Here is a 24431-nt window from a genome sequence, read left to right on the forward strand (position 1 = left end):
GGACACCCATGCGGCCAAGCGTCGCCAGCGCCTTGGCACGGTCGCCGAGCATGGCCACCACTAGGCAGTGCCATCTATAGGAAGACGATCTATAGCGCGCCCCCCGCGTCGCACTGGCTGGGCGCCTTGATGCTGCTGGTGCTGGTGCTGGTGCTCGTGCCTCTAGGCCAGGTCTGCAATCTGTTGGTGCTGGGCTGGCTGACGACCCTGCTCATCCTGGGCGTGGCGCTGTGGGACACCCATGCGGCCAAGCGTCGCCAGCGCCTTGGCACGGTCGCCGAGCATGGCCACCACTAGGCAGTGCCATCTATAAGAAGACGGTATATAGCGCCCCCGCGTCGCACTGGCTGGGGCAGCGCAGGGATCGGCACGGCACCCTCGGGACTGGAAAATAGGTAACATTTCTTGTTATCTAGTTTCTCTATAGGCATCCGAAAATTCAAAAAAATACCAAAGACATTTTTTAAAAAACAGAGAAAATCAGCCTTTACAGAGGTACTCATGGGTCTAAACCCCGTTTTCACAGGCTTTGTAAAGCACCCCGCATGGATGCCGCAGTTAACATTGATTTAAAACAAACAAGCAACATGCCAGACACCATGTGTGACAATTAACAACCGTTAAAGGTGTATCAAGGTCCAACAGAAGCTATGAGCAATGCTGACATGCAGTCTCCACATGTGTTGATCGTGGATGATGATCCAGACCAGCTCCGTTTGCTGGTCGCCGCATTGCGCAATACCTCGTACCGGGTCAGCGTCGCACTCAATGGCGACCAGGGCTATGCCCGGGCAGCGGTGCTGCTGCCTGATTTGATCTTGCTCGATGTACGCATGCCAGGGCGCAACGGCATCACGATTGCGCGCCTGCTCAAGACCAACCCGGCGACCCAGCACATCCCCATCATTTTTCTGTCGGCCCTCATCGAGCAGGACGACCGGCTCTCGGGCCTGCGCGCCGGTGGCGTGGACTACATCACCAAGCCCTTTTTTGTCGAAGAGATCCAGGAGCGCGTGCGTATCCACCTGATGCTGGCCCGGCAAACCGTGGCGCAGGCGCAGGAGGGGCACTTGGGCCAGGCCGAGCGCGCCGCAGCGCCGCCAAGCCAGTCTCCGGCCAACCTCACGCTCAAGCAGGTGGCGACCGAATACATCCTGGGCAATATCCAGGACCCCGACTTGAAAAGCTCGGACGTTGCCGCCAGCCTGGGCCTGTCCATGCGGCGCCTGAACATGGTGTTCGAGTCCAGCGACGGACTGTCGGCCTTTGAATTCATCCGCCAGGAGCGCATGCGCCGAGCCGCGCTGATGCTGGCCCAAAGCACCTTGAGCATTGCCGATGTGGCGCTGGAAGTGGGCTATCTGAACTCGGCCAACTTCTCCACCGAGTTCAAGAAGTTCTGGCAAAAATCGCCCACCCAGTTGCGCAGCGAGTGCCAGGCCGACCCTGAGGTGCTGCAACAATTGGTCGCCTCCAAGTTCCACTGAGGCCGGGGGCCTGCCCGCATCTGCCCCGGTGCCCTGTATCGGCGCCCTGCACCCGTGGCCTGCACCTGCCACCTGACTCTGCGCATCACCAAGACCATGGACATACCCGCCCCGCCTTCGCCATTCGCTGACCCAAGCAGCGCTGCCACCCGCAAGCCGCCCGCTGCGATGAAACGCGGCCGGGAGATGCTGCCCCTGGTGCGCCGCGCCACCGGTGCGCTCGTACTTTTCTGGCTCTGCCTGGTGGCAGGTCTGGGCTGGTGGCTATCGCAGCGCGTGGCCACGCAGTGGACCCAAAGCCAGGCCTCCAGCGCCGCCTATGAGGCCGAGACCACGGCGCGCGTGGTGGACCGGCTTTTCACCCAGATGGTGAGCGTGGCCAATATGGTGGCCAGCCAAAGCCAGGTGATCGAGCTGGCCACGCGCTACCGCACCGACCCGCCAGGCCTCGAAGCGCTGACCCGCCAGCAGCGCGCGGCCCAGTTCACCTCCGACCCGCTGGTGCGCAAGGTGGGCGACTTCATGGACGCGCTGGGGGCCGACCTGCGCTACGCCCGCATCTACCAGAACAACCTGTCCGACGACACGATCACGGCCAGCAACTGGGCGGCACCCGACAGCATCGTCGGCATGATCTACTCGGGCCGCATCTACCTGAACAATGCCTTGCGCGATGGCAGCGGCCATTCCTTTGGCATTGCGCGCATCAACAAGACCCCTTCCTACTTTGTCGCCAGCCGCATCGACGATGCCCAGGATGTTGTGCAGGGCTCCGTGACCGTCAAGTTCGATGCGCCCGATATGGCGCACTACCTGACGGGCCGGCATATTGCGCTGATCGTCAACCGCCAGGGGCGCGTGACCACCAGCTCGTCCGAGCCCTTCATGCTGCGCAATGTGGCGGCGCTGTTGCCCGCTGGATTCCTGCACCCCCGGGACGACGGAGATGGGGAAGACCTGGGCGAGGCCATGGCGATCCAGCCCATGTCCACCCACAACCGATCGGACCAATGGCTGATCGACGGAACGCCCTATGTCATCAAGCACCAGCCGCTGACCAACACCCAGTACGAGCTGATGACGCTCGCATCGCTGGAGCCCCTGGCTGCCATCCGCGAGCAGCACCTGTGGACCGCCATTCTGGTCGCTGCGGTCGGCACCGTGCTGATCCTGCTGTCCTGCCATATCCTGGGCCAGATGGTGGTGCGCCGCCAGGATGAGAAGTACGCGGCCATGGTCACCTCGGCCCTGAATGCCGACCTGAGCACGGCGCTGAGCGACGCCCAGACCAAGGAGCGCCAGAAGGTGGAAGTGCTGGGCTATATCGGCCATGACCTGCGCGCGCCGCTCGCAACGATCAAGGGCTACTCGGATCTGCTGCTGACAGAAGCCCCCGACAAGCAGCAGGGCCTGGTCAAGACCATCCAGCGCAGCGTCAAGTACCAGCTGGACCTGATCGACGAGCTGCTGGAATATGCCAAGTCCGAGCTGCAACCGCTGGCGGTGCGCCCCGCGCCCCTCGATCTGCAGGCGCTGCTGGACGACATCTCCGACTACGCCGTCTCGCTGTGCTCGCAGCAGAACAACCACTTCCACAGCCATGTCAGCGGCGCCCTACCCCGGCGCATCGCGATGGACGGCAAGCGCCTGCAGCAGGTGCTGCTGAACCTGGTCTCCAATGCCGCCAAGTTCACCCGCGATGGCGTGGTGACCTTGTCGGTCAACGCCCGCCAGGACGGCGAGTTCTGCGTGCTCCATGTGGCCGTGGCCGACACCGGCATCGGCATCGACCTGGCCCAGAAGCCCGATATCTTTGATGCCTTCCAGCAAATCCAGGCCGAGGGTGGCAGCACGGGCCTGGGCCTGTTCATCTCGCAGCGCATTCTGATGGCGATGGGCGGCAGCCTGGAGGTGAGCAGCGCCGCCGGCCAGGGCACCACCTTCTCGTTCGAGCTCTCGGTGCCTATCATCGACGGCAGCGGCGCAGCGGCCACGGCGCAGCCGGGGCAGCCGGCCCGCGCAGCGCTGGCGCCCGTCGCTGCGATAGCCACCCCTGGCGATGCCGCGCTCGATGCGCTCGCCGAGCTGGCCCTGCATGGGTGCCTCACCGATATCGAAGGCTGGATCAACCGCCACACCGACCACACAGCCCATGCGCTGTTCACCGCCCAGCTGCTGGATCGGCTGGAAAAATTTGACTTTGCCGGCATCCACCAACTGGCGCTGCGCAGCAAGCGCGGCGCCAGCATCGCGCCGCACTGATTGGGAGGAGCAGGGCTGGCTGCGGCTGGCCAGGCGGCTCAGCCCTGCCGGCCGCGCTGCGTCCAGCGGCTGCTGAGGGCGCGGGCCAGCCAGTCGAGCACAAAGCCCAGGCAGCCGATGACAACGATGCCGGCCATCAGCTCGTCATAGGCCAGGCGGTCGCGCGTGTCCAGCACAAAATAGCCCATGCCGCTGGAGACGCCCAGCATCTCGGCGGGCACCAGCACAATCCAGCCAATGCCCACCGCCAGCCGAAAGCCGGTGAGGATATGGCTGATGCAGCCGGGCAACACAACGCGGGCAATGGTCTCCCAGCGCGTGGCCGACAGGCTGTGCGCCAGCCGCATCCAGGCCGGGTCCAGCGCAGCCACACCGGCAGCGGTGTTCAGCATGATGGGCCAGACGGTGGCAAAGCTGAGCAGAAAAATCACCGGTGCCTCGCCCACGCCCAGCGCCATCACCGCCAGCGGCATCCAGGACAGCGGCGAGACCATGCGCAAGAACTGAAAAGTCGGCCCGCTGATGCGCGCAAAGAGCGGCGACAGCCCCAGGCACAGCCCCAGCGGCACGCCCATGGCCAGCGCCAGGGCCAGCGCAATCGCAATGCGCTCCAGGCTCATGCGGATATGCGGCCACAGCTCGCCACTGCCCAGCAGATGCACGAGCGCCTGGAGCCCGGCCTGCGGCGCAAAGGCGGCGCGGATGGCCTCCACATCGGACAGATGCCGGGCCGCCACCGCCCACAGCGCCAGCGTGATGGCCATGCCCAGCAGCGGCCAGGCCAGGCGCGCCGCCCAGCGTTTGCCAGCCTGCATCATGCGGCAATCACTTCCTTGCGGCTGAAGTCATCGGCATGGCCAAAGGCCTTCAAGCCGCCCACCTGGCTGAGCGCCTGCTTGACAAAGCGGTCATCGACCAGGTCCTTGGCAGCAAAGGCCGGGTCCAGCTCGCGGATAAAGTCCACATTGCCTTCCATCAAGGTGCCCTGCATGGCCTTGACCAGCTCCTGCGTGTAGCTGGGGAAGGGATAGGGCTGGAAGTCGATGCGGCGCTGGTTCCACTCGGGGTGCTGTAGCACGCCCTTGGCGCGGTACTGGTCGAAGTCCTTCAGGTCAAACACCTTTTGCAGCACCGGCAGCGGGTGCGGCGTGTACTTGTTGGCACCGTCCTTGGACATCAGCTCGGCCGTCTCGCCCATGTGGTCGCGCGTCCACAGCTGCGCCTTGACGATGGCCGTGGTCACGCGCTGCGCCCATTCGGGGCGCTCGGCAATGTCGCGCTCGGACAAGGTCACCAGGCAGCAGGCATGGTCCTTCCAGATATCGCCCAGGAAACGCGCCACCTTGCCCACACCCATGGTCTCGGCCACCGCGTTGAACGGGTCGGCCACGATAAAGCCCGAGACCGATTTGGAGGCCAGCGCGGCCACCATCTCGGCGGGCGGCACGATCACCAGGTTCACCTCCTTGGCGCCCAGCGCCGTGCCCTTGGGTTTGCTGACCGGCGTGAGCCCGTTCTTGCGCAGCACCTGCTGGATGAGGATGTTGTGGATCGAGTACCAGAACGGAATCGCAAACGTGGTGCCGGCCAGATCGGCCACGCTGTTGATGTGGGGCGCCACGGTGATGGCCGAGCCGCTCATATGGTTCCAGGCCACCACCTTGGCACCAAACTTGGAGCCATAGCGCACCGACAAGGTGGTGGGCGAGAGCAAGTGCACCACGTTCACCTGGCCGGCAATAAAGGCCTCGATCAGCTGCGCCCAGCTGCGAAACAGGCGCGGCTTTTCCGTCTGCAGGCCTTCGGCCTCAAACAGCTTGCGGCTGTGCGCCACAAAGAACGGCGTGGCATCGGTAATGGCCAGGTAGCCGATGCGCACGGGCACATCGTCGCCCTTGAACTTTTGTGCGAAGGCATCGCCCGCGCGCAGCAAAGGCGTGGCCGCTGCGCCGCTGATGGCGGCAATGCGCAGCCAGTCGCGCCGGCTGATGCCGCAGTCGCAGTGGCTAGAGGTGCAAATGTGCTGGTAAGTCATGGTTCTCTCTCCTCGTCGTTGGGGTGTGTCTCAGGTTTGTCAGACGGCCGTGGCCTGCCCGCGCAGGCTTTGCAATGCATGCAAGATCTCCAGCCGCATCGCAGCGACGCGCTCGTCGTCCATGCGCCGTGGGTGCGGAATGTCGATGCGCCAGCTCTGCACGATGCGGCCAGCGCCGGCTTGCACATCGGGCGTGCTGCCCATCAGCAGCACCCGGTCTGCGACCAGCAGGGCCTCGTCGATATCGTGGGTGACCAGGAGCGCTGCGGTATGCCAGCGGTGCACGACCTCCACCAAGAGCGCCTGCATGTCGCTGCGGGTCAGCACATCAAGCGCCGAGAACGGCTCATCGGCCAGCAGCAGGCGCGGCTCGCGCGCCAGCGCACGGGCCAGCGCCGCCCGCTGGGCCATGCCGCCCGAGAGCTGGGCCGGGAAAAGCTTTTCCTTGCCGCGCAGGCCCACGGCCTCGATGCTGGCCTGCACGCGCTGCGCAATCACCGGTTGCGTGGCCTGGGGCTGGTGCTTGAAATCCAGGCCAAAGGCCACGTTGTCCTGCACATTCAGCCAGGGCAGCAGGCTGGCCTGCTGGAACACCACGGCCGCGCGCGGGTGCGGCGCCCGCAAAGGCGCATCAAGAAACTGCAGGGTTCCCGCATCGGGCGGCTGCAGTCCGGCCAGCGTGCGCAGCAAGGTCGATTTGCCGCAGCCGCTGCCGCCCAGCAGCGCCACAATCTCCTGGCTGTCGATATCGATATCGATACCGGCAAACACCGGCTGACCGGCCCGGTAGCCATAGGCCAGGCCCCGGCCCTGCAAGGCCTGGCGGGGTGCAAGGGCTGCCGTCATGCCGACACCTGCGCCGCTTGCTGGGCCAGCTCGCCCTCCAGCTGCGTCAGGCTGGGCGTGACAATCGGGATAAAGGCCGACTCGCGCCAGCGGCGGCCAAAATCGGGCTGCTGGTCCTGCAGATAGGCGCGGCCTCCCGTGGCTTGCAGCTCCAGCTGCAGCGCTTGCTGCACGATGGCTGCCAGGCGCATGCGCAACGCAAACAGCGGGCTGACATCGGCGACCCAGCGGTCATCCAGCACACCGTCCAACAGCGCTGCCTCCACCTGGCCCAAGGTCTTTTGTGCCTCGGTCACGCGGGCGTGCAAGGGGCCACGCGTGCCGCCGCCCTGGGCAGCAGCCTGCAAGGCGGCCCGCGCCAGGCCAATCGACAACGCACACTGCATGCCCAAAAAGCCTGGCCGCGCGGCCTTCAGGTACGGAGGCCCGGCCTGGGCCAGCAGCGCATGCGCGGGCACCACCACCTGGTTGAGCTGCAGCGCAGCGGTATTGCTGGCGCGCATGCCCAGCAGGTCCAGATCGGGCGAGCGCACCAGGCCCGGCAGCCCGCTCTCCAGCGCCATCACCATCGGCAGACCGCCGCCTTCGGGCTGCACGGCGGCAGCCACGACAAAGCCCTGGCTGCGCACGTTGGAAACCCAAGGCAGCACGCCATCGAGGCTCCAGCCTTGCGCCAGTGGCTTGGCCTGCACCTGCAAGGCCTCGATGCGCGAGAGGAACTTGATCACATTGGAAAGGCCCACCGCCCCGGCGATATCACCGCGCAGCAAGGCATCCCACCAGCGCTCGCGCGCGGCCTCATTGCCGCTGGCTTGCAGGTAATGGATAAAGGCGCGCTGGCTCCAGAACACAAAGGCCGTCGTCAGCGACAGGCTGGCCACCTCGGCGATCGCGGCAATGGCATCGCGCACATCACCGCCATGGCCGCCTTGCGCAACCGGCAGGCCGGTACGCAGCAGGTCATGGTGGGCCAGCATGGGCAGCACGGTGCTGGCCAGCTCGGCCTGGGTATCGAGCACAAAGGCGCGCTGTGCGATATCGGTTCTTGCGCTGTCGGTCAGCAAGGGGGTGGAAGTGCTCATCGTGTTGGGAGGCCCGCACGGTCGTCTCAGACACACCGGCTGCCGCAGCCCGCCCAGGAGAGCGGTTGGAGAGCACCCGTCGCATGGTCAGTCGCCGGACCGGCAAAAAGTCATGGTGGGAGCGCGGGCAGGCCCCGCGCAAGGATGCTGCAGTCTAACGCAACTGCCTGATAGGCTTATTTGACCGAGCACAGCTTGGCAAGGCATCAGCCCTGCCCTTGCCGGCGTCTGACGCACTGTGACGCAGCCACTGCGTCAGCCAGGCACGCCAATGCGGCGGTTGCGAAATTGCCCGCACCCAGGCTGCTCGCCACAATGAAGCAGCGTCGGCATCTCGCCCCCGCCCTCAACGACCCATCGGCACCAGGAGCCCCATGATTCGCCAACTCAAATCCGCCAAGCCTGCCGCAGCACAAAACGCCATCAGCGCCGAAGTGAGCGCCGTCGTCTCCCAGATCATCGCGGCCGTCGCCGAACGCGGCGATGCCGCTGTGCGCGACTATTCGCAAAAGTTTGACCAGTGGTCGCCCGCCAGCTTTCGCCTCAGCGCCGCCGAGATTGCCAACTGCGTGGCCGCGCTGAGCGAGCAGGAAAAGCACGACATCCAGTTTGCCCAGGCGCAGGTGCGCCGCTTTGCCCAGGCCCAGCTGGCCAGCCTGTCGGAGGTGGAGATCGAGACCCTGCCCGGCGTCATCCTGGGCCACAAGAACATCCCGGTGGAATCGGTGGCCTGCTATGTGCCGGGCGGCAAGTACCCGCTGATCGCCTCGGCCCATATGGGGGTGGTGACGGCCAAGGTCGCCGGGGTCCAGCGCATCGTGGCTGTCGCCCCGCCCTTCAACGGCCAGCCCAATGCGGCCATCGTCGCGGCCATGCACTTCGCCGGTGCCGATGAGATCTACTGCATCGGCGGCGTGCAGGCCGTTGCCGCGCTGGCGCTGGGCACCGAGGCCTTTGCGCCGGTGGACATGATCGTCGGCCCCGGCAATGCCTATGTGGCCGAGGCCAAGCGCCAACTCTTTGGCCGCATCGGCATCGACCTGATCGCCGGCCCGACCGAAACCTTGCTGATCGCCGACGACAGCTGCGATGTGGAAATGGCCGCCGCCGACCTGCTGGGCCAGGCCGAACATGGCACCAACTCCCCCACGATCCTGGTCACCACCTCCGCAGCGCTGGCCGAGGCCTTGCCGGCAGAGATCGAGCGCCAACTGGCGGTGCTGCCCACCGCCGCCATTGCCGGCGTGGCCTGGCGCGACTATGGCGAAATCATCCTCTGCGACACCCAGGAGGAAATGCTGCAGGAAGGCAACCGCATCGCTGGCGAGCATGTGCAGATCCTCACCCGTGACCCGGACTATTTTCTGCACAACCTGCGCAACTACGGCGCGCTGTTCCTGGGTGCGCGCACCACCGTCTCCTATGGCGACAAGGTCATCGGCACCAACCACACCCTGCCCACGATGCGCGCCGCACGCTACACCGGCGGCCTGTGGGTGGGCAAGTTCATCAAGACCTGCACCTACCAGCGCGTGCTGACGGACGAGGCCTCTGCCAGCATCGGCGAATACTGCTCACGCCTGTGCGCGATGGAGGGCTTTGCCGGCCACCAGGAGCAGGCAGACCTGCGCGTGCGCCGCTACAAGAAGCAGACCGCCTGAAAGCATAAAGGCAGCGATCTATCGCTGCCTTGCATCGAATGGCCGCTGTCTGCCCCGCCACAGCCGGCCGGGTGTCGCAGCGAAGCGCCTGTTGTCTACACAACAGGCGCTTTGCATTACACCGGGCAAGCGGCGGTCAGCACCACCTCAATGCCCGTCTTGGGGTTGGCCATGTATGCCTGCACCGTCGCACGCGATGGGCACTTTCCAGCAGGCACCCAGGCATCCCACACCGCGTTCATGTCTGCAATCTGCTGGATATCGCGCAAAAAGATCTGACAAGACAGGATCTGGCTCTTGTCGCTCTGCACCTGGGCCAGCAAGCGGTCGATGGTGGCCAGCACCTCAGCGGTCTGGGCTTTGATGTCCTGGTCGATCGTCTGACGCGGCACCTGGCCGGCGAGGTAGGCCACGCCGTTGTGCACGGAGATATCAGACAGGCGGACGCCTACATTGGTACGAGGAATTTCTTTCATGGCTCTTGAGATAGTGGTGCGCAGAGGCGCGGGGGGAAATGCCGACCGATGGTCGGTACGGGGTCTTGCGCCGAAGCACAAACTTTTCAAATCGTCAGCAGGTCCTGGTGACGGGCAAGCGCCTCCAGCACCGATATGCGGCTTCGCTCCACACCTTGCAGGGTTTCTTCCGCTGCGCCCACGCTGTCACCATGCAGCAGCTTGTCGATGATGGCGTTGTGCCCGCTCTTCCAGGCGTCCGACCGCTGCGCCACGCTGACGCTCAGGTAAAGCACGCGCAACGACTGCTCATGCAGCTGGGCCAGCATGGTGGCCAGGCGCTGGTTTCCGCATGACCTGGCAATACCGATATGGAAGTCCGCATTGGCGCGCAAAAACGCACGCTTGGCGACCGTGTCGCTCAGGTCATAGGCTCTTTGGCAGGCGCCATTGAGCGCGGTCAGGTAGACCTTGGAGACCTTGCCGGCAGCCAGCCGGGCCGTCTCCGGCTCGATCAGGCAGCGCGCATCGTAGATCTCGTTGACATCCTGGATCGTCAAGGGTGCGACGATATGGCTGCGGCGCGGCTGGCTCTGCAGCCAGCCGGCCTCCCTCAGCCGGGTCATGGCGCTGCGGACCGGCGCTTTCGAGAGCCCGTAGTCGTTCGCAACGCTGGCCTCCGAGAGTTCTGACCCCGGCAGCAGCTCGCAGCTGATGATGCGTTGCTTGATGGCTTCAAAGACCCGCTCCTGCAACGGTGTGCCGTCCATGCCCATGTCCAAAACAGCGACCATTTGGGGCTCCGGCTAGAGATAGCGAGCCGGCGAAAAGGCCGACCAGGAGGGCTCTGGCGCGCCGCCAGCAAGCAGATGGGCAACGGCCCGGCTGGTAAATGCCGCACCCGACAGGCCCACATGCCCATGGCCAAAAGCGCAGACGATGTTCCTGTGCTGTGGGTGTGCGCCAATCAGTGGTAGAGAATCCGGCGTGCAGGGTCGATGTCCCATCCAGCGCGAGCCGCTGACCTGCTCCAGGCCAGGAAACATCTGGGCGGCCACCTTGTGCAACAGTGCAAAGCGCCGCTCATTGGGTTTGGCATCCAGACCCGCTATTTCGGCGGTACCGGCAAAGCGCAGGCCTGCGTCCATCGGCGTTGCCAGTGTCTTGCGCTCCTGCCAGAAGACATTGCGGCCGAGCGCACTGCCCTGGTAGGGCATCTGGATGTGGTAGCCGCGCTGGCTCTCCAAAGGCGCCGATGTGCCCAGCGGCCGTAAGAGCGCGTTTGACCAGACCCCACCAGCGAGCACCACCTGGTCGGCCAGCAGGGGGCTGCCCAGGCCATGCACCAGCACCCCGTCAGGCCCGGGCTCAATCCGCGAGACCTCGGCCTGCAGATAGCGGGCGCCTGCGGACACGCTGGCTTCCACCAGACGCTGCACAAATCCCTGTGGGTTGGAGCAATGCCCATGGCTGGGCAGGTAGACGCCATGCTTGAAACGCGGGCTCAGCTGGGGCTCGAAGGCCTGGATCTCGCTGCCAGCCAGCACCTGCTGCGCCAGTCCCAGCGCACGCCGCGCTGCAATCGCGCCCTGCTCCTTCGCAAAGCCCGCATCGCTGTCAAACACATAGAGCTGTCCAGCATGGTGGATGAGCTGCTCCGACCGGGAAAACGCGATCAGCGGCGCATAGTCCTCAAACACAGACCGCATCATCGTGCGCACGCCTTGCGCAGCCTGGCTGCTGCGCGCCGCTGAGCCTTCGCGCAGAAACCGCAGCAACCAGGGCAGTGCCCTGGGCAGGTATTTCCAATCCACCACCAATGGTCCCTCCGGGTCCAGCATCCAGCCCGGAATCTGCCGGTACATGTCGGGCGTGGCCAGCGGAAAGCTGATGGTGGGGCTGAGCCCACCGGCATTACCGAAGGAGCAGGACATACCCGGCAGCACCCGGTCAATGACGACGACCTTTCTACCCGCCATCGTCAGCCGCGCTGCACATGCCGCACCGACGATGCCGGCACCAATGACAACAATCTCTTCAGCCATAGGGAGGCTTTCCTTCTTCAGGCAAAACGGCGCCGGGCCAACGCAGCACGCGCCAGGTAGGCAGCGGCCATGACCAGCAGAACACCTGCAAACAACAGCACCGATACCGCGGCCAGCGAGGGGCTGACCTTGAGCAGGGCGTCATCCCACATCTGCTTGGGCAGGGTCGTGAAGAGCCCGCCACTGACAAACAGCGACAAGGTCAGGTCATCGAACGACGTGGCAAAAGCAAAGATCAGCGCGGAGACAACGCCCGGCATGATGATGGGCAAGGTCACCCGGCCCAGCCTGGCGCCTGTACGCGCCCCCAGCACGGCAGCCGCAGCATCCAGCCGCCGGTCATAGGACTTCAGGGTCGCCGTGACCGTGATGACCACATAGGGCAGCGCCAACGCGGCATGGCCCACGGCCAGGGCCAGGGACGAGCCCACCAGATTGAGGCGGGACAGCACATAGAACAGCCCCAGCGCAATGATGATTCTGGGCAGAATGACGGGCGCCAGCACCAGGCCCAGCAGCAGCGAGCGGAATGGAAGGCGCTGATGGGCAAAGGCAAAGGCCGCAGGAATACCAATGAGGCTGGCGATCAAGGCCGCTACCGCCCCCACGCCCAAGGAACGCCAGAAGGCGGTGCCCCATACCGGCGACTGGAAGACTTCGGCATACCAGCGGGTGCTGAAACCCTGGGGTGGCCAGTCGATGAATGCACTGGTCGTGAAAGACGCAGGAATCAGGACCAGGACCGGCGCTACCATGAGTGCCACCAGCAACAGGGCAAACCAGGGTACCGGACGCTGCTCTGCGCTGGCGGAACGGAAAGGAAGCACTTGCAATACGCGGTCGCTGGCACGTCCGAGATTCCACATCAGAGCCTGTTTGAATGCGCGAATCCGGCTCAGCCTGCCACCTGCGGATTTGCTGGCTTCGCCGGCCAGACTCGACAGACCCACCAGCTTGTCATAGACCCAGTAGACGCCCAAGGTGGCCACCAGGGTGACCAGCGCAAGCGCTGCGGCCAGGCTCCAATCCATCATTTCCTGCACCTGCTGGATGATGATTTGCGCCACCATGGTCTGCTTGGGCGAACCCAATAAGGCCGGGGTGATGAAGAACCCCAGCGCCGAGACGAAGGTGGTCAGCCATGCAGCGGTGCAGCCGGCTGCACAGAGCGGGAAATACACCACGAAGAAAGAAGTACCCGGCTTAGCGCCCAAGGTCGATGCTGCAGGCACCAGGCGCCGGTCCATGGACTCGATGACCGGCAACATGGTCAAAATGGCCAAGGGCAACAGCACATGTACCAGGCCGATGATGACGCTGAGATGGGTGTACAGCAGCTCCAGGGGCTCGGCGCTGATGCCCAGCGACACCAGCAGGTTGTTGACCAGGCCATTGCGACCCAGGATCACAATCCAGGCAAATGTGCGCACCAGAAAGCTGGTCCAGAACGGCAGCAGCACACCGATCCAGAGCACTTGGCGCCAGCCTCCGGTGGTTCGCGCCAGGGCCACCGCAATCGGAAAGGCGGCCAACACGCTCAGCGACGCAGCCACCGCCGACAGCGCCGCGCTGTGCCCCATGACCTGGGCATAGACAGGCACATGGACCAGGCGTGAGAAGGCGCTGTACGAGAAGCCGGCCGGCCCATTCAAGGAGGCGAAAAGCAGGATGGCCACCGGGACGAAGACCAGCGCCAGGATGAACAGCAGAGCAGGCGACAGCAGCGCCAGGCCGCGCCATTTCACAGGGTTATCGCCAGTCATGCCTGGGCTCCAAACACCAGGCAATCCTGGGCCGTGAAAGCGGCCATCACCGGCCCCGTGGGCGCGGGCGTGCTTCGGCAGGTCAGCTGAACCGCCGACAGCCCCACACCGCCTGGCGTGTGCAGCAAGGTGCGTGAGGTAGCGCCGCAGATCACGTGCGATGCCACGGTCGCTGGCAAGGCATTCATGCCTGGTGTCAGCCTGTCAGGCGCCAGCATGCGGATGGCCTCCGGCCGCACCATCACCCGGCAGGCATCGCCTGGGTTGGCGGTATTCATCAAACGGCCTTCGAGCATGCCATGGGCATGGCGAACCTCGGCCATGCCATTGCGCACGGCCTCCACCCTGCCCTCGATGGTGTTGGACTCTCCCAAAAAGCCAGCGGCAAAGACGGTACGCGGCGCAAAGTACAGCTCCGACGGCGCGGCCATCTGCTCGATGCGCGCCTCGTTCATCAGGCAGATGCGGTCGGACATGGTCATCGCCTCTTCCTGGTCATGGGTCACATACAGCACGGTGATATTCAGTGCCTGCTGCAGTTGCCGGATCTCCATCTGCATGTGCGTGCGCAGCGATTTGTCCAGCGCTGCCAGCGGTTCGTCCATCAAGACCACCGACGGCCGGTGCACGATGGACCGGGCCAAGGCAATGCGTTGCTGCTGGCCGCCCGACAGCTCAGACGGAAAGCGGTTGCGCACCGACGGCAGTTTGATCTGTTCCAGCACCTCCTGCACCGCATCACGGATGCGGTCCTTGGGCATGCCCTTCATCTTCAACGGGAAGGCTATGTTCTCGCCCACCGTCATGTGCGGAAACAGCGCATAGCTCTGGAACATCATCCCCACATCGCGCTGGTAGGGCTGCTGGCCGGTGGCGACCTGGCCGTCGATCCAGATATCGCCCGAGCTGGGCTGGACCAGGCCGGCAATCATCATCAGCAAGGTGGTCTTGCCCGATCCCGAAGGCCCCAGCAAGGTAACAAACTCCCCTTGTCGCAGCTCCAGGTCGGAGGCACGCAGCGCATAGCTGTCGCCATAGCGTTTGGAGATGCCGCGCACCTGCAGCTTGGGCCCGGCAGCGGCCATGGCCTGGCTCGTCGTCTTGGTGGTAGTCACAGCAGTATTCATTTCCCGCATGGCATGGCTGGCAGTGGCAAGCAGCATGGTCGATCCTCAGCTGAGCAGCCAGGTGTTGAAGCGCTCGGTGACGCTGTCCTTGTTCGACGCCCAATAGCGACCGTCGAGCTGAATGGACTGGGCAAGGTTCTCGGGGAAGGCCGGCAGCATGCGTGCGCGTGCCGCATCGATATGGCTGTAGGCCTCGGGATTGGACGGGCCATAGGCCAGGTACTTGGTGTAGATCGCCTGGCGCTTGGCATCGCAGCTGAACTTGATGAACTCGCGGCAGATGGCCGCCTTGGGCGTGCCCTTGAGCATGGCGAAGCCCTCGTAGCTCCACAGGCCCTCGTTCCAGATGATCTTCACCGGTGCGCCCTCGTCAATAACGGTCTGCGCCCGGGCATTCCAAGTGGGGCACATGTCCACCTCGCCGCTCTTGAGCAGTTGCGAGGTCTGTGCACCGCCCGTCCACCAGACCTGCACATCCTTCTTGATGCTGTTCAAGGAGGCGAATGCCTTGTCGAGGTTGAGCGGATACAGGCTGTCGCCCTTGATGCCCGCAGCCAGCAGGGCCTCCTCCAAGGTATCCGAGGGATTGCGGCGCATCGCGCGGCGGCCCGGAAACTCCTTGACGTTGAAAAAATCTGCCCAGGAGTTCGGCATCTTGCGGTCCTTGAACTTGTCGGTGCGCACCGCAAGAACGGTCTGCAGAACCAGGGTTGCAATCAGGTACTGCGAGCGAAATTTCTCGGGAATCTCCGGTGCATCGACATTCACAGGCTCCAGATAGATGCCCGTCTTCGCGTCTGTCAGCACATCCGCCGATTGGCGGTTGAGCAGCGCCATGTCCCAGGCATAGTTCTTGGAATCCACCATGGCCTTGATCTGCGCTGTCGGGTCCGCCTGCGCCACGATGGGCACCACCTCGATCCCCGTTGCGGCCTTGAACGGCTTGTAGAACGCTTCTGCAAAGCCCTCGGAATACGGGCCGCCCGGGTCGCGCACGACGATGCGCTTGTCCTGCGCCGAGGCCGGAATCCACAGGGCTGGGAAAGCGAGGGTGGCAGCACCGGCGACGGTGCCCTTGAGCAGGCCTCGGCGAGAGGCTTGCGGTTGCTGGGGTTGAGACATAGCGGTTCCAGTGCGAAATGAAAAGGTCAGCCAGGGTTAGTACTGACATGCCACCGGGTTGCCTGACATGTCAGCCTGGGCAAAAAATACGGTCGCACATGGCAACCTCTTTTTTGCACCCGACCAACCTGCCCGCTACCGCCATCCGTCTGGAATCCTTGCCAGGCCCAGAGATGCTTGCGCGTCAGTAAGAGCCACTTTAGATGGCAGAATTTTTTCAATCAATTTCGCATCAGGCGCTTTTGACGAAGCACTGTGGCGCACTTGGTGCTTCAGCCTGTCAACTTCTTGGTGCCCCGACCCGCATGGGCTGCAAAGCAGGTCAGAATATTCAGGCCCCTAAGAAGCACATGTTCCAGAACCCGCAGGAGACCTATGCCGCACACGGACAGCCTTTCATCACTCGTCAAGAATCTGGAACTGCTTGCGGGCTCCTTTGACTCCATCTCCGATTTCTGCGAACGCATTGATGTCAACCGGCAGCAGTTCAACAAATACCTGGCGGGCCGGCACCAGCCCTCGCAAAAAGTACTGGCCAAGATCGCCCGCTACTTCCACATGGAGCCCAGCGATCTCTTGCGCATGCCGGCCGATTTCAAGGCCTTCTACGAAGGCATTGACCGCGAGCCGCCCAACCTGCTGCGCTTTCCCCGGTTGCTGGGGCTGATGGATGCCACCGATGGCAACCAGGCGGCGCTGGCCCGTTACCACGGCATGTACTACCGCTACCACTGCTCGTCCATCATGAAGGGCAAGGTGCTGCGCTCGGTCACCACCATCTTCGAGCGCGATGGCCGCACGCTCTACCGGACGGTGGAGCGCTTTCCGATGTCCAACGGCCTGGGAGGCAGCAGCTGGTTCTCGTTTGTCTACCATGGCTTTTGCGTGCTGCTGGGGGACCGGATCTTCATGCTGGACTTTGAGAGCAAGCAGAAAAACGAGCTCACCTTCAGCGTGCTGACGCCGCAGCACCGCACCCCTGCCCGCTTTCTCTACGGCCTGGTGACCGGTGTGGCCTCCACGTCCTTTCGCCAGCCCTTCTCAGCCCGTGTCGCGTTGATGCGCGAAGGCGCGGCCGGCTCCTGGCGCAGCCATCTGCGCAGTTGCCAGATCCTGGCGGCGGATGACCCGTCGATACCCGCCGAAATCGCCGCCTACCTGCGCTGCCAGGAAGGCGGCGTCATGTTGGGGGGCGAGGGCTGACAGGCACCGTGCTGCCCGCCATCAGGGCGCCGCCAAGTCCTGGGCGCGCAGCCATTGCTCGCGCATCTGCGCCTCCAGCGCCAGCAGGCTCTCGGGCGAGCCACCACCGCCGACGGCCTGGATGCCCTGCAGCTGCTGCTGCACCTCGGGCTTGGCCAGCAGCTGGGCCACAGCCTGCTGCAGCTCGCGGTTGGCAGCGGCATCGGAGTTGGCAGCGGCCCAGAGGATGAAGTGGTCGTAGACCGCCAAACCTGCCAGCATGGCATGCGCGCCCAAGGTGGGCCAGGTGGTGCCATCGAGGCTTTGCGGATGGGCCGGGTCGGCCGTGGTGCCCAGCACCCGCAGCTGGCCACGCCGCACCGCAGTGGCTACGCCATTCACAGGCGCCAACACCAGCTCTACCGCATGCGCCTTCGTCACCACATCGGAGTCGGGGTACCTGCCGGGAAAAACCACGCGCTGCAGGTCCACGCGGCTGCGCGCCAGCAGCTGGGCCAACGCCAGCTGCCCGATCCAGCCATCCTCACCCGTACCCACCCGCAACCGGCCCGGGTGGGAACGGGCGTAGGCCAGCAGATCATCGGTGCTATGGATGCCCAGCGCATCGGCCTGGGTGCTATCGATGGCCAGCACCAAGGGCTGCGACGCGACCAGGGTCACCGGCTTTAGCGATCGCAGCGCCGTATCGATGGGGGGCCCTTGGTGCAGGCCCGGGAGTCCACCGCGCGGAAGGGTCATGGCCGTGAACAGAACCTGGCGGTTGCCGCCTTGGGCAGCCAGCCGCTCGTAGTCGGCCACGCTGGCATCGGGCAGATGTGTCACCTCGACCTGGCGGCCCAGCAGCGCCGGCAAATGGGCGGCCAGCATCTGGGCATAGTGGCCGTTGCGGCCACCGGCGGGCGATGGCACGGTGATCTGCAGCGGCAGCTGCGCCTGCGGCGCCAGCCACTGGCCGGCATCGTTCATCAGGCCATAGCGGATGGCCCACTGCCCGGCGGTCGATGGATTGCGTACCAGCGCCTCGGCCACCCAATAGCGGCCCATGCGCCAGTACTGCCGGACCATCGGCCACGCGTCTTGCCAGCCGGGCGGGCGCCAGTCCTCGGAAAACGGCGCCGCCACCACCGCGTAGCCATGGCGAAACCGGCGCGCCTCGTGGAACTGCGGCGCAATCACCCAGTGGCCGCGCGCATTCTGGTAGCCCCAGCGCCCGGTGGCCGCGTCCTGGACGGGCCGCAGCCCCTCCCCACCCTGGCTGCGCTGCAGGCGCTGCCAGCGGCACACCCGGGGCGTTTGGGCGTCGCGCAGCAGACGCAGTCCGGCGTTGCTGCACAGCTGGATGCGGCGCTGCGCCGTCGCATCGGGCAGCATGCCAAAGATGAACGGAATCACCATGCGCCCTTGCGGATCGATCAGGCCCGAGCCGGTCGAGCCCGGTGTGACGATCTGCTTTTTGTAGTCCATCCACTGCGCGGTGGTGATATCGCTGGGCGGCACCGGCGCCAGCCAGCGGCCCCGAGCATCGCGCAGGCCCGGCTGCGCATACACCAGGTCCAGCTGGAGGTCCGAGGGCAGGGGCTGGGCATCGTCCGGCATTAGATAGGCGAGCGCATCGGCGGAGAACACCGCGTTGGTGGTGCTGCCGTCGCAGGTGAGCGGCGGCACGGCCCAATGGCCTTGCGCATCCAGGCGCCCGTAGGCGGTGGTGGCCTCCAGTGTGCCGCCTGGCTTGTGCTGCACCAGCCAGACCTTGGTAGCGGGCTGCAGCACCTTGTTGACGCTGGAGTTGCTGATGGATTCGACCCGCACCACCTGCCAGCGGCCATTGCAGAGGCTGCGCGCGGACGGCGCCAGAAACAGCATGCGGCCGTCCAGGGCATCGAACAAGGCGGGGGCCAGTGCCGTGTCGGGGTCAGGGTTCAGGCTCAGCCAGCGCAGGCGATCGACCAGGCGGGGATCAAAGCGGGTCTGGAACATGAAGATCTCTGCCCAGGGTGGCGCAGACGACGACACCGGCTGCATCTGCCAGTGCTGCTGCATCGGCAAGGCCCGCTCGGGGTGGGCATACAGATCCTGGTAGTCAGGCGGCGCAGCCTGGGCGCTGGCGAGGCCCAGGCTGAGCGCGAGCAGCCCCAGCCAGGCACGCAAGACTTGCAAGGCGCTCATACCGAGCCCCTGGCCCGCCGCCCGGGCACGGACAGCTGCTGCGGTATGCCGCCACTAGAAGGATGCAGAGGAAAGAGCATGAGGCCATGGACCAAAAGGGATACAGCGCCAAAGTATCCGCTTTTTCTTCTGCCGCCCGGTGGCAGCCTTCCCAAGAAAAAACCCTGGGTGGCACCGCGCCTCCTGCCAGGGCTTTTCAAGCTGCTTGGCCGCTCTAGGCCGGTGCCGTTTCCAGCGCTGGCTCGCCCAGGCTCAGCATCAGCCGGTTGGCCCAGTTGAAGAAGGCCGCGCCTTGCAGCGCATCGGCAATCGCATAGTCATCCAGCCTGGCTTGGCGCAGGCCATCGATATGCGAAGCATCCAGCGCCAGGGGGGTCTCGGTCAAGGCGACCGAGGCGGCAACAATCGCATTCCAGCGTGGACCCAGATCGGCCTGCACGCCATCATCCAGCAGCTTTTGCACATCCTCTTCGCGGCGCGAGAAATGCGAGGCAAAGCGTGCATGCACCGAGGCGCAGTAAATACAGCCGTTGAGGCGGGATGTGGCTGCAGCGGCCAGCTCGCGCTCGGCGCGGGGCAGGCCCCCATCGGGGTTGTAGAAGATGTCCTTGTCGGTGCGGGTGCGCGCGCCCAGGGTGTCGGGATCGCGCGCCAGCAGCCGAAAGTACGGCGACTTGGCACGCGCTGCATCGACCAGGCCGTCAAAGTGCCTCGGGGTCAGCTCGGCCTCGGGCAGGGGCTCGATCCAGGGCAGCCAGTCCAGCTGGGCTTGGGTGAAGACCTGGGGCTCGGTGCTGTTCGGGTAGTGCAGGGTCTGCTTGCTCATACCGCGCTCTCCTCGGCGGTGGGTTGTTGGGTAGCGGTGGATGGAACCGGATGCGCCTGCAACAGGCGCAGGCCCACCACCACGCGGATCTGAAAGGCCAGGAAGGACACCAGCTGCGACAGCACCACGATGTCGGTCTCGCTCCAGCCGGCATCGAGCAAGGCCTGCAGATGCGCGGGCTGGGCATCACGGGGGTGGAACACCAGCAGATGTGCATGCGCCAAGCCAGCGGACAGGCGCTCGCCCAGCACGGCACGGCTCTGCGCGCCCACCGCATAGACCGGGCCTGCCTGGTCCTCGGCGCTCAAGGGGCCTTTGGGGTACTGGCCATAGGGCCCCCGGGCCAGGCCCTGCGCCACTTCGGCATCCACGGCTTTGCCCAGCGCCAGGCTGGCCTGGGCGGCCAGCGCATCGCGGTAAAAGCGCTGCACCTGCGGCTGCTGGTGCAGGCCGGCCACAAAGGCGGCGACGGCCAGGCGCTCGGCCAGCGGCCAATCGCTGCTGAGCGGCGCGCGCGGTGCCAACAGCGCCAGAAAGCTTTGCTGGGCCTGCTCGCGCGCCTGCAGTCGGTGGCGGCGCACGGCATCCAGATGGCTGCCCGGCGCTATGCCGGCGAGCTGGTCAATCACATCATCGCCAGGCGATGGGTTCCATGCAGAAGTCATAACGTCTTCACTCCAAAAAATCAGGCCTGCGCCGGTACCGGCAGGGGATAAGAGGCGGCCGCCGGTGGCACCAGGGCATCCTCGCGCTGCCAGCCCAGCGCCGGCGCCACGTACTGCGCGGTCAGCGCAATCGAGCGCAGGATGTCGGCATGCGGCGGGTCGATCGAATGCACCTGGAACGAGATATCGGTCGCCCGCGCCAGCGCCGTGTCGGCGCGCAGCGAGGCAATCACCTCATCGGGCGTGCCCACATGCACGTCGTAGGCGGCCAGCAGCTGCGCCAGCGGTGCATCGGTGCCCCACTGGCTGGCCGGGCCGCCCGGGTTGGCAGCCACTGCGCGCGCCAGGCTGCGGCGCAGACCCAGCTCGGCCAGCTGCAGCGCACGCTGGCGGTCCTCGGCCACAAACAGGGTGCGCGATCCCAGGATGCGCGGCGCAGCGCCCGCCGGCAATGCCGCCAGGTAGGTGTCGATCAAGGGGTTCTGGATATCGGCCAGGCTGGCATGCGGTGCCTCGGCGCTGCGCGGCTGGGTGCGCGAGAGCATCAGCCCGTCGCCGGCCAGGCCGGCGCGTTCGGCCCCGGCGGCCGAGAACGTGGCCTGCCAGATGCGTGACAACAGCTGCGGCCCAGCGGGATAGAGACGATCGCCGCCGGGCAGCGGCAGCCCCGCCCAGGCATTGCGCAGCACGGCCAGGTGCTGCGCATAGATGCGGGCGCGGTCGTCGCTGCGCAGTCCAAAGGCGCTAAAGGATTCGGGCGTGCCACCGGTGCCCACGCCAAACTCCAGGCGGCCGCCCGAGAGCAGATCCAGCACCACCGCGTCTTCGGCGACCCGGATCGGGTTTTCCATCGGCAAGGTGACAATGCCGGTGCCCAGCCGGATGCGCTGGGTGCGCGCGGCCACATGGCTCAGAAACACCAGCGGTGCAGGCAGGCCGCCTTCGGCTTCATGAAAGTGGTGCTGCGCGACCCAGGCCGTGTCAAAGCCATGGGCTTCGGCATGCTGGATCTGCGCAGTCACCAGGCGGTAGCGCTCGGCGGCGCTGGCCTGGTCCAGCAGGCGGCTGAAAAAGCCCAGGCGTTTTCTAGGCGGCGAGTTGTGAGAGGGGCTCGGGTTCATGCTGGTGTTTTTTTCCGGGAATGGCGGCGATCAACTCGCGCGTATAGGCACTGCTGGGGCGCGAGAACACCTCGTCCACCGGCCCGGCATCCACCTGGCGGCCGCCCTGCAGCACCGAGACGGTGTCGGCAATCTGGCGCACCACGGCCAGGTCGTGCGAGATAAAGAGATAGGTCAGCTGCAGCTCGCGCTGGAGCTGGTCGAGCAAGGCCAGAATCTGCGCCTGCACGGTCACATCGAGGGCGGACACGGCCTCATCGAGCACCAGCACGCGGGGCTGCAGGATCAGCGCCCGGGCAATCGCCACGCGCTGGCGCTGGCCGCCCGAGAGCGCGCGCGGCCGGCGTGTCAGCACTGCAGGCGGCAGGCCCACACGGCCCAACATGTCGTGTACGCGGCGCTCGCGCTCGGCAGGCGCCAGGCGCTCAAAGTTCAACAGCGGCTCTTCGATGATCGCGTAGATGCTCTGGCGCGGATCGAGCGAGCTGAACGGGTTCTGGTAGACCAGCTGCACCGTTTTGCGGAACTGGCGCAAGGCCTCTCCGCGCAGCGTGGTCACATCAACACCTTCGACCGTGATGCTGCCCGATGTGGGCTTGCCAAAGCCGACCACGTCGCGGATGGTCGTGGTCTTGCCCGAGCCGGACTCGCCCACGATCGCATGCGTGCTGCCCCGGGGCACGTCAAACGAAATGCCATCGACGGCACGGAACAGGCCGCGCTGGCCCGCCACCGCAAACTCATGCACCAGATCGCGCACCACAATCGCCAGCTCCGCATCCAGGGCCCTTGGCGTCCGCGCCGGCGCCGTGCCCAACGATGGCGCATCGGCCAGCAACTGGCGCGTATAGCGGCTTTGCGGATTGCGCAGCACATCGGCCGTGGGCCCCTGCTCCTGGATACGGCCGGCCTGCAGAACGACCAGGCGGTTGGCGCGGTCGGCGGCCACGCCCAGGTCGTGCGTGACCAGCAGCACAGCAGTGCCAAACTCGCGGCGCAGGTCGTCGATCAGGTCCAGAATGCGGCGCTGCACCGTCACATCGAGCGCGCTGGTCGGTTCATCGGCAATGATCAGCGCTGGCTGCAGCGCAATCGCGATGGCAATCAGCACGCGCTGCTTCATGCCACCCGAGAGCTCATGCGGAAACTGGCGTGCGCGCAGCTCGGGCTGCGACAGCCCCACTTTTTGCAGCAGCTCCAGCACGCGCTGGGCAATCTGCTTTTTGTCGCGCCAGCCATGCAGGCGCAGCATCTCGCCGACCTGGTCGCCCACAGTGCGCACTGGGTTCAGCGAGGTGGTCGGGTCCTGCGGAATCAGGCTGACCACCTTGCCACGCAGTGCTTGCAGTTGGCGCTGCGACCAGCCTGCTACATCGGTTCCATTGATGCGGATGCTGCCAGCCTGCACCCGGCCGTTGTCGGCCAGCAGACCCATGATGGATTGGGCAGTCGTCGTCTTGCCCGAGCCGGACTCGCCCACCAGGGCCAGCACCTCGCCGGCGGCGATGGAAAACGAGACCTCATGCACGGTGCGCTGCTCGGCCTGGCCATCGTGGTAGGCGATCGACAGGTTGTCGACCTGCAAAACGGGAATGGTGCTGTCCGTCATGCGCGCCTCCGGGTCAGATCGGCGCTGATATGGTTGGCCGCCAGCACCACCGCTGCGACCAGCAGGCCGGGTGCGGCCGTCAGCCACCAGGCGGTGGAGATATAGTTGCGGCCTTCGGCAATCAGCAGCCCCCATTCGGGCGTGGGTGGTGGCGCGCCATAGCCGAGAAAGCCCAGGGTGGAGATCGCCAGAATGGCCGAGCCAAACTGCAGCGCCGCCAGCGCGATCACCGAGGTCAGCGAATTGGGCAGCACATGGCGCCAGAGCACGGCGGCAAAGCGCCCGCCACTGCCCAGTGCCGCTTCCACATAGTCAGAGCGGCGCACGCGCACCACTTCCGAGCGCAGCAGCCGCGCAAAGCTGGCCACCGATACGACCCCCACGGCCAGCGCCGCATTCACCGTACCAAAGCCCAGGATGATGATCACCGACAGCGACAGCAACAGCGAGGGCACCGACAGCAGCACATCGACGATGCGCATCACCACATCCTCCACCCAGCCGCCCGTAGCGCCTGCGACCAGGCCCAGCAAACTGCCCAGCAGCAGGCCCACACTGACGGCCACAAAGGCGCCGCTGAGCGAATGCACCGCGCCATAGACCAGGCGCGCATAGCTGTCGCGCCCCAGCGCGTCCGTTCCCAGCCAGTGCGCAGCGCTGGGCGCCTGCAGCTGCTGGCCGGCGGTGCCCAGCACCGGGTTGTAGCTGGTAAACAGGCCCGGTGCGATGGCCCACAAGGCCACCAGCGCCAGCACACCCCAGGCCAGCAACAGGCCCAGCGGTGCGACGCGCAGGCGCTGCAAGGCGGCAGCAAAGATCGCAGCCAGGCGCGGCGCGGCAAGCCGCTGCGGCGGCGCCTGCACCGCCGCACTGGCAGCGCCACGGGCTGCGCCCAGCAGGGCCGGCTCAGCGGCCAAGGCCCCCAGGCTGGCGGTCGAAGAAGTGCTTGCAGACAT

21 protein-coding genes and 1 pseudogene are annotated in these 24431 nt (G+C 65.5%); 6 read left to right on the top strand and 16 right to left on the bottom strand.

Translation table 11 applies throughout. The features are described 5' to 3' along the window. Nucleotides 1-126 precede the first annotated feature (126 nt). From WH367_RS00550 to WH367_RS00565, 4 genes and pseudogenes are all read left to right on the top strand, one after another. Nucleotides 127-297 (top strand): hypothetical protein, encoded by a 171-nt coding sequence (locus WH367_RS00550; protein ID WP_339533679.1) that lies wholly within the window; start codon nucleotides 127-129, stop codon nucleotides 295-297. 392 nt (nucleotides 298-689) lie between these two features. Beyond that, on the top strand, nucleotides 690-1487 hold the full coding sequence (locus WH367_RS00555; RefSeq protein WP_339533680.1) for a response regulator transcription factor: 798 nt from the start codon (nucleotides 690-692) through the stop codon (nucleotides 1485-1487). 168 nt (nucleotides 1488-1655) lie between these two features. Continuing rightward, nucleotides 1656-2963, top strand: a pseudogene (locus tag WH367_RS00560) (sensor histidine kinase); the annotation flags it as partial. 27 nt (nucleotides 2964-2990) lie between these two features. Then, a complete protein-coding gene (locus tag WH367_RS00565) occupies nucleotides 2991-3749 on the top strand; it encodes a sensor histidine kinase (RefSeq protein WP_339534115.1) in 759 nt (252 codons plus the stop codon). A gap of 38 nt (nucleotides 3750-3787) precedes the next feature. Here WH367_RS00565 and WH367_RS00570 read toward each other — a convergent pair whose 3' ends face one another. The 4 genes from WH367_RS00570 to WH367_RS00585 are packed head-to-tail and all read right to left on the bottom strand — an operon-like array spanning nucleotide 3788 to nucleotide 7712. Next, a complete protein-coding gene (locus WH367_RS00570) occupies nucleotides 3788-4567 on the bottom strand; it encodes an ABC transporter permease (protein ID WP_339533681.1) in 780 nt (259 codons plus the stop codon). Continuing rightward, nucleotides 4564-5784: an ABC transporter substrate-binding protein gene (locus WH367_RS00575; RefSeq protein WP_339533683.1), complete on the bottom strand. Its 1221-nt coding sequence runs from the start codon at nucleotides 5782-5784 to the stop codon at nucleotides 4564-4566. The genes WH367_RS00570 and WH367_RS00575 overlap by 4 nt, the downstream gene beginning before the upstream one ends. A 39-nt stretch (nucleotides 5785-5823) precedes the next feature. Next, nucleotides 5824-6630 (bottom strand): ABC transporter ATP-binding protein, encoded by an 807-nt coding sequence (locus tag WH367_RS00580; protein ID WP_116927154.1) that lies wholly within the window; start codon nucleotides 6628-6630, stop codon nucleotides 5824-5826. Next, nucleotides 6627-7712 carry an acyl-CoA dehydrogenase family protein gene (locus tag WH367_RS00585; RefSeq protein WP_339533685.1) on the bottom strand — a complete coding sequence of 362 codons (1086 nt, stop codon included), beginning with the start codon at nucleotides 7710-7712 and terminating at the stop codon, nucleotides 6627-6629. The genes WH367_RS00580 and WH367_RS00585 overlap by 4 nt, the downstream gene beginning before the upstream one ends. Nucleotides 7713-8086: 374 nt before the next feature. On the opposite strand from WH367_RS00585, the gene hisD reads away from it, so the two are divergent. Continuing rightward, nucleotides 8087-9373, top strand: coding sequence for a histidinol dehydrogenase (hisD, locus tag WH367_RS00590; protein ID WP_339533686.1), 1287 nt, complete (start codon nucleotides 8087-8089; stop codon nucleotides 9371-9373). Between the two features lie 116 nt (nucleotides 9374-9489). On the opposite strand, the gene WH367_RS00595 is transcribed toward hisD, so the two are convergent. From WH367_RS00595 to WH367_RS00620, 6 genes are all read right to left on the bottom strand, one after another. Further along, complete coding sequence (locus tag WH367_RS00595) at nucleotides 9490-9849, bottom strand: RidA family protein (RefSeq protein WP_339533687.1); 360 nt, start codon at nucleotides 9847-9849, stop codon at nucleotides 9490-9492. Nucleotides 9850-9935: 86 nt separating this feature from the next. Beyond that, nucleotides 9936-10622: a GntR family transcriptional regulator gene (locus tag WH367_RS00600; protein WP_339533688.1), complete on the bottom strand. Its 687-nt coding sequence runs from the start codon at nucleotides 10620-10622 to the stop codon at nucleotides 9936-9938. Nucleotides 10623-10634: 12 nt separating this feature from the next. Further along, complete coding sequence (locus WH367_RS00605; RefSeq protein WP_339533689.1) at nucleotides 10635-11873, bottom strand: NAD(P)/FAD-dependent oxidoreductase; 1239 nt, start codon at nucleotides 11871-11873, stop codon at nucleotides 10635-10637. 17 nt (nucleotides 11874-11890) lie between these two features. Then, nucleotides 11891-13636: an ABC transporter permease subunit gene (locus tag WH367_RS00610; protein WP_339533690.1), complete on the bottom strand. Its 1746-nt coding sequence runs from the start codon at nucleotides 13634-13636 to the stop codon at nucleotides 11891-11893. Next, complete coding sequence (locus tag WH367_RS00615) at nucleotides 13633-14751, bottom strand: ABC transporter ATP-binding protein (RefSeq protein WP_445228046.1); 1119 nt, start codon at nucleotides 14749-14751, stop codon at nucleotides 13633-13635. The genes WH367_RS00610 and WH367_RS00615 overlap by 4 nt, the downstream gene beginning before the upstream one ends. Before the next feature lie 57 nt (nucleotides 14752-14808). After that, the gene (locus WH367_RS00620) at nucleotides 14809-15885 is read right to left on the bottom strand and encodes an ABC transporter substrate-binding protein (RefSeq protein WP_339533691.1); all 1077 of its coding nucleotides are present in this window, start codon (nucleotides 15883-15885) and stop codon (nucleotides 14809-14811) included. A gap of 375 nt (nucleotides 15886-16260) precedes the next feature. On the opposite strand from WH367_RS00620, the gene WH367_RS00625 reads away from it, so the two are divergent. Further along, complete coding sequence (locus tag WH367_RS00625; protein WP_339533692.1) at nucleotides 16261-17088, top strand: helix-turn-helix domain-containing protein; 828 nt, start codon at nucleotides 16261-16263, stop codon at nucleotides 17086-17088. A 21-nt stretch (nucleotides 17089-17109) separates the two neighbouring features. Here WH367_RS00625 and WH367_RS00630 read toward each other — a convergent pair whose 3' ends face one another. The 6 genes from WH367_RS00630 to WH367_RS00655 all read right to left on the bottom strand — a co-directional run bounded on the left by WH367_RS00630 (nucleotide 17110) and on the right by WH367_RS00655 (nucleotide 24431). After that, nucleotides 17110-19254 carry a WG repeat-containing protein gene (locus tag WH367_RS00630; protein ID WP_339533694.1) on the bottom strand — a complete coding sequence of 715 codons (2145 nt, stop codon included), beginning with the start codon at nucleotides 19252-19254 and terminating at the stop codon, nucleotides 17110-17112. A 214-nt stretch (nucleotides 19255-19468) separates the two neighbouring features. After that, nucleotides 19469-20080 carry an alkylhydroperoxidase domain protein gene (locus tag WH367_RS00635; protein WP_339533696.1) on the bottom strand — a complete coding sequence of 204 codons (612 nt, stop codon included), beginning with the start codon at nucleotides 20078-20080 and terminating at the stop codon, nucleotides 19469-19471. Next, complete coding sequence (locus WH367_RS00640; protein WP_339533697.1) at nucleotides 20077-20745, bottom strand: CMD domain protein; 669 nt, start codon at nucleotides 20743-20745, stop codon at nucleotides 20077-20079. The genes WH367_RS00635 and WH367_RS00640 overlap by 4 nt, the downstream gene beginning before the upstream one ends. Before the next feature lie 20 nt (nucleotides 20746-20765). Next, nucleotides 20766-21866 (bottom strand): putative FMN-dependent luciferase-like monooxygenase, encoded by a 1101-nt coding sequence (locus tag WH367_RS00645; protein ID WP_339533699.1) that lies wholly within the window; start codon nucleotides 21864-21866, stop codon nucleotides 20766-20768. Continuing rightward, complete coding sequence (locus WH367_RS00650) at nucleotides 21832-23475, bottom strand: ABC transporter ATP-binding protein (RefSeq protein ID WP_339533700.1); 1644 nt, start codon at nucleotides 23473-23475, stop codon at nucleotides 21832-21834. Before WH367_RS00650 ends, WH367_RS00645 begins: the two co-directional genes overlap by 35 nt. Then, a complete protein-coding gene (locus tag WH367_RS00655) occupies nucleotides 23472-24431 on the bottom strand; it encodes an ABC transporter permease (RefSeq protein WP_445228047.1) in 960 nt (319 codons plus the stop codon). The genes WH367_RS00650 and WH367_RS00655 overlap by 4 nt, the downstream gene beginning before the upstream one ends.

The organism is Comamonas sp. MYb21, assembly GCF_037479395.1.
GTDB lineage: Bacteria > Pseudomonadota > Gammaproteobacteria > Burkholderiales > Burkholderiaceae_C > Comamonas.

Excerpts from the sequence above, each read along its gene's own strand:
- WH367_RS00570 (WP_339533681.1), bottom strand. The coding sequence starts at position 4,567 with ATGATGCAGGCTGGCAAACGCTGGGCGGCGCGCCTGGCCTGGCCGCTG.
- WH367_RS00575 (WP_339533683.1), bottom strand. The coding sequence starts at position 5,784 with ATGACTTACCAGCACATTTGCACCTCTAGCCACTGCGACTGCGGCATC.
- WH367_RS00580 (WP_116927154.1), bottom strand. The coding sequence starts at position 6,630 with ATGACGGCAGCCCTTGCACCCCGCCAGGCCTTGCAGGGCCGGGGCCTG.
- WH367_RS00585 (WP_339533685.1), bottom strand. The coding sequence starts at position 7,712 with ATGAGCACTTCCACCCCCTTGCTGACCGACAGCGCAAGAACCGATATC.
- hisD (WP_339533686.1), top strand. The coding sequence starts at position 8,087 with ATGATTCGCCAACTCAAATCCGCCAAGCCTGCCGCAGCACAAAACGCC.
- WH367_RS00595 (WP_339533687.1), bottom strand. The coding sequence starts at position 9,849 with ATGAAAGAAATTCCTCGTACCAATGTAGGCGTCCGCCTGTCTGATATC.
- WH367_RS00600 (WP_339533688.1), bottom strand. The coding sequence starts at position 10,622 with ATGGTCGCTGTTTTGGACATGGGCATGGACGGCACACCGTTGCAGGAG.
- WH367_RS00605 (WP_339533689.1), bottom strand. The coding sequence starts at position 11,873 with ATGGCTGAAGAGATTGTTGTCATTGGTGCCGGCATCGTCGGTGCGGCA.
- WH367_RS00610 (WP_339533690.1), bottom strand. The coding sequence starts at position 13,636 with ATGACTGGCGATAACCCTGTGAAATGGCGCGGCCTGGCGCTGCTGTCG.
- WH367_RS00620 (WP_339533691.1), bottom strand. The coding sequence starts at position 15,885 with ATGTCTCAACCCCAGCAACCGCAAGCCTCTCGCCGAGGCCTGCTCAAG.
- WH367_RS00625 (WP_339533692.1), top strand. The coding sequence starts at position 16,261 with ATGCCGCACACGGACAGCCTTTCATCACTCGTCAAGAATCTGGAACTG.
- WH367_RS00630 (WP_339533694.1), bottom strand. The coding sequence starts at position 19,254 with ATGAGCGCCTTGCAAGTCTTGCGTGCCTGGCTGGGGCTGCTCGCGCTC.
- WH367_RS00635 (WP_339533696.1), bottom strand. The coding sequence starts at position 20,080 with ATGAGCAAGCAGACCCTGCACTACCCGAACAGCACCGAGCCCCAGGTC.
- WH367_RS00640 (WP_339533697.1), bottom strand. The coding sequence starts at position 20,745 with ATGACTTCTGCATGGAACCCATCGCCTGGCGATGATGTGATTGACCAG.
- WH367_RS00645 (WP_339533699.1), bottom strand. The coding sequence starts at position 21,866 with ATGAACCCGAGCCCCTCTCACAACTCGCCGCCTAGAAAACGCCTGGGC.
- WH367_RS00650 (WP_339533700.1), bottom strand. The coding sequence starts at position 23,475 with ATGACGGACAGCACCATTCCCGTTTTGCAGGTCGACAACCTGTCGATC.
- WH367_RS00655 (WP_445228047.1), bottom strand. The coding sequence starts at position 24,431 with ATGTCTGCAAGCACTTCTTCGACCGCCAGCCTGGGGGCCTTGGCCGCT.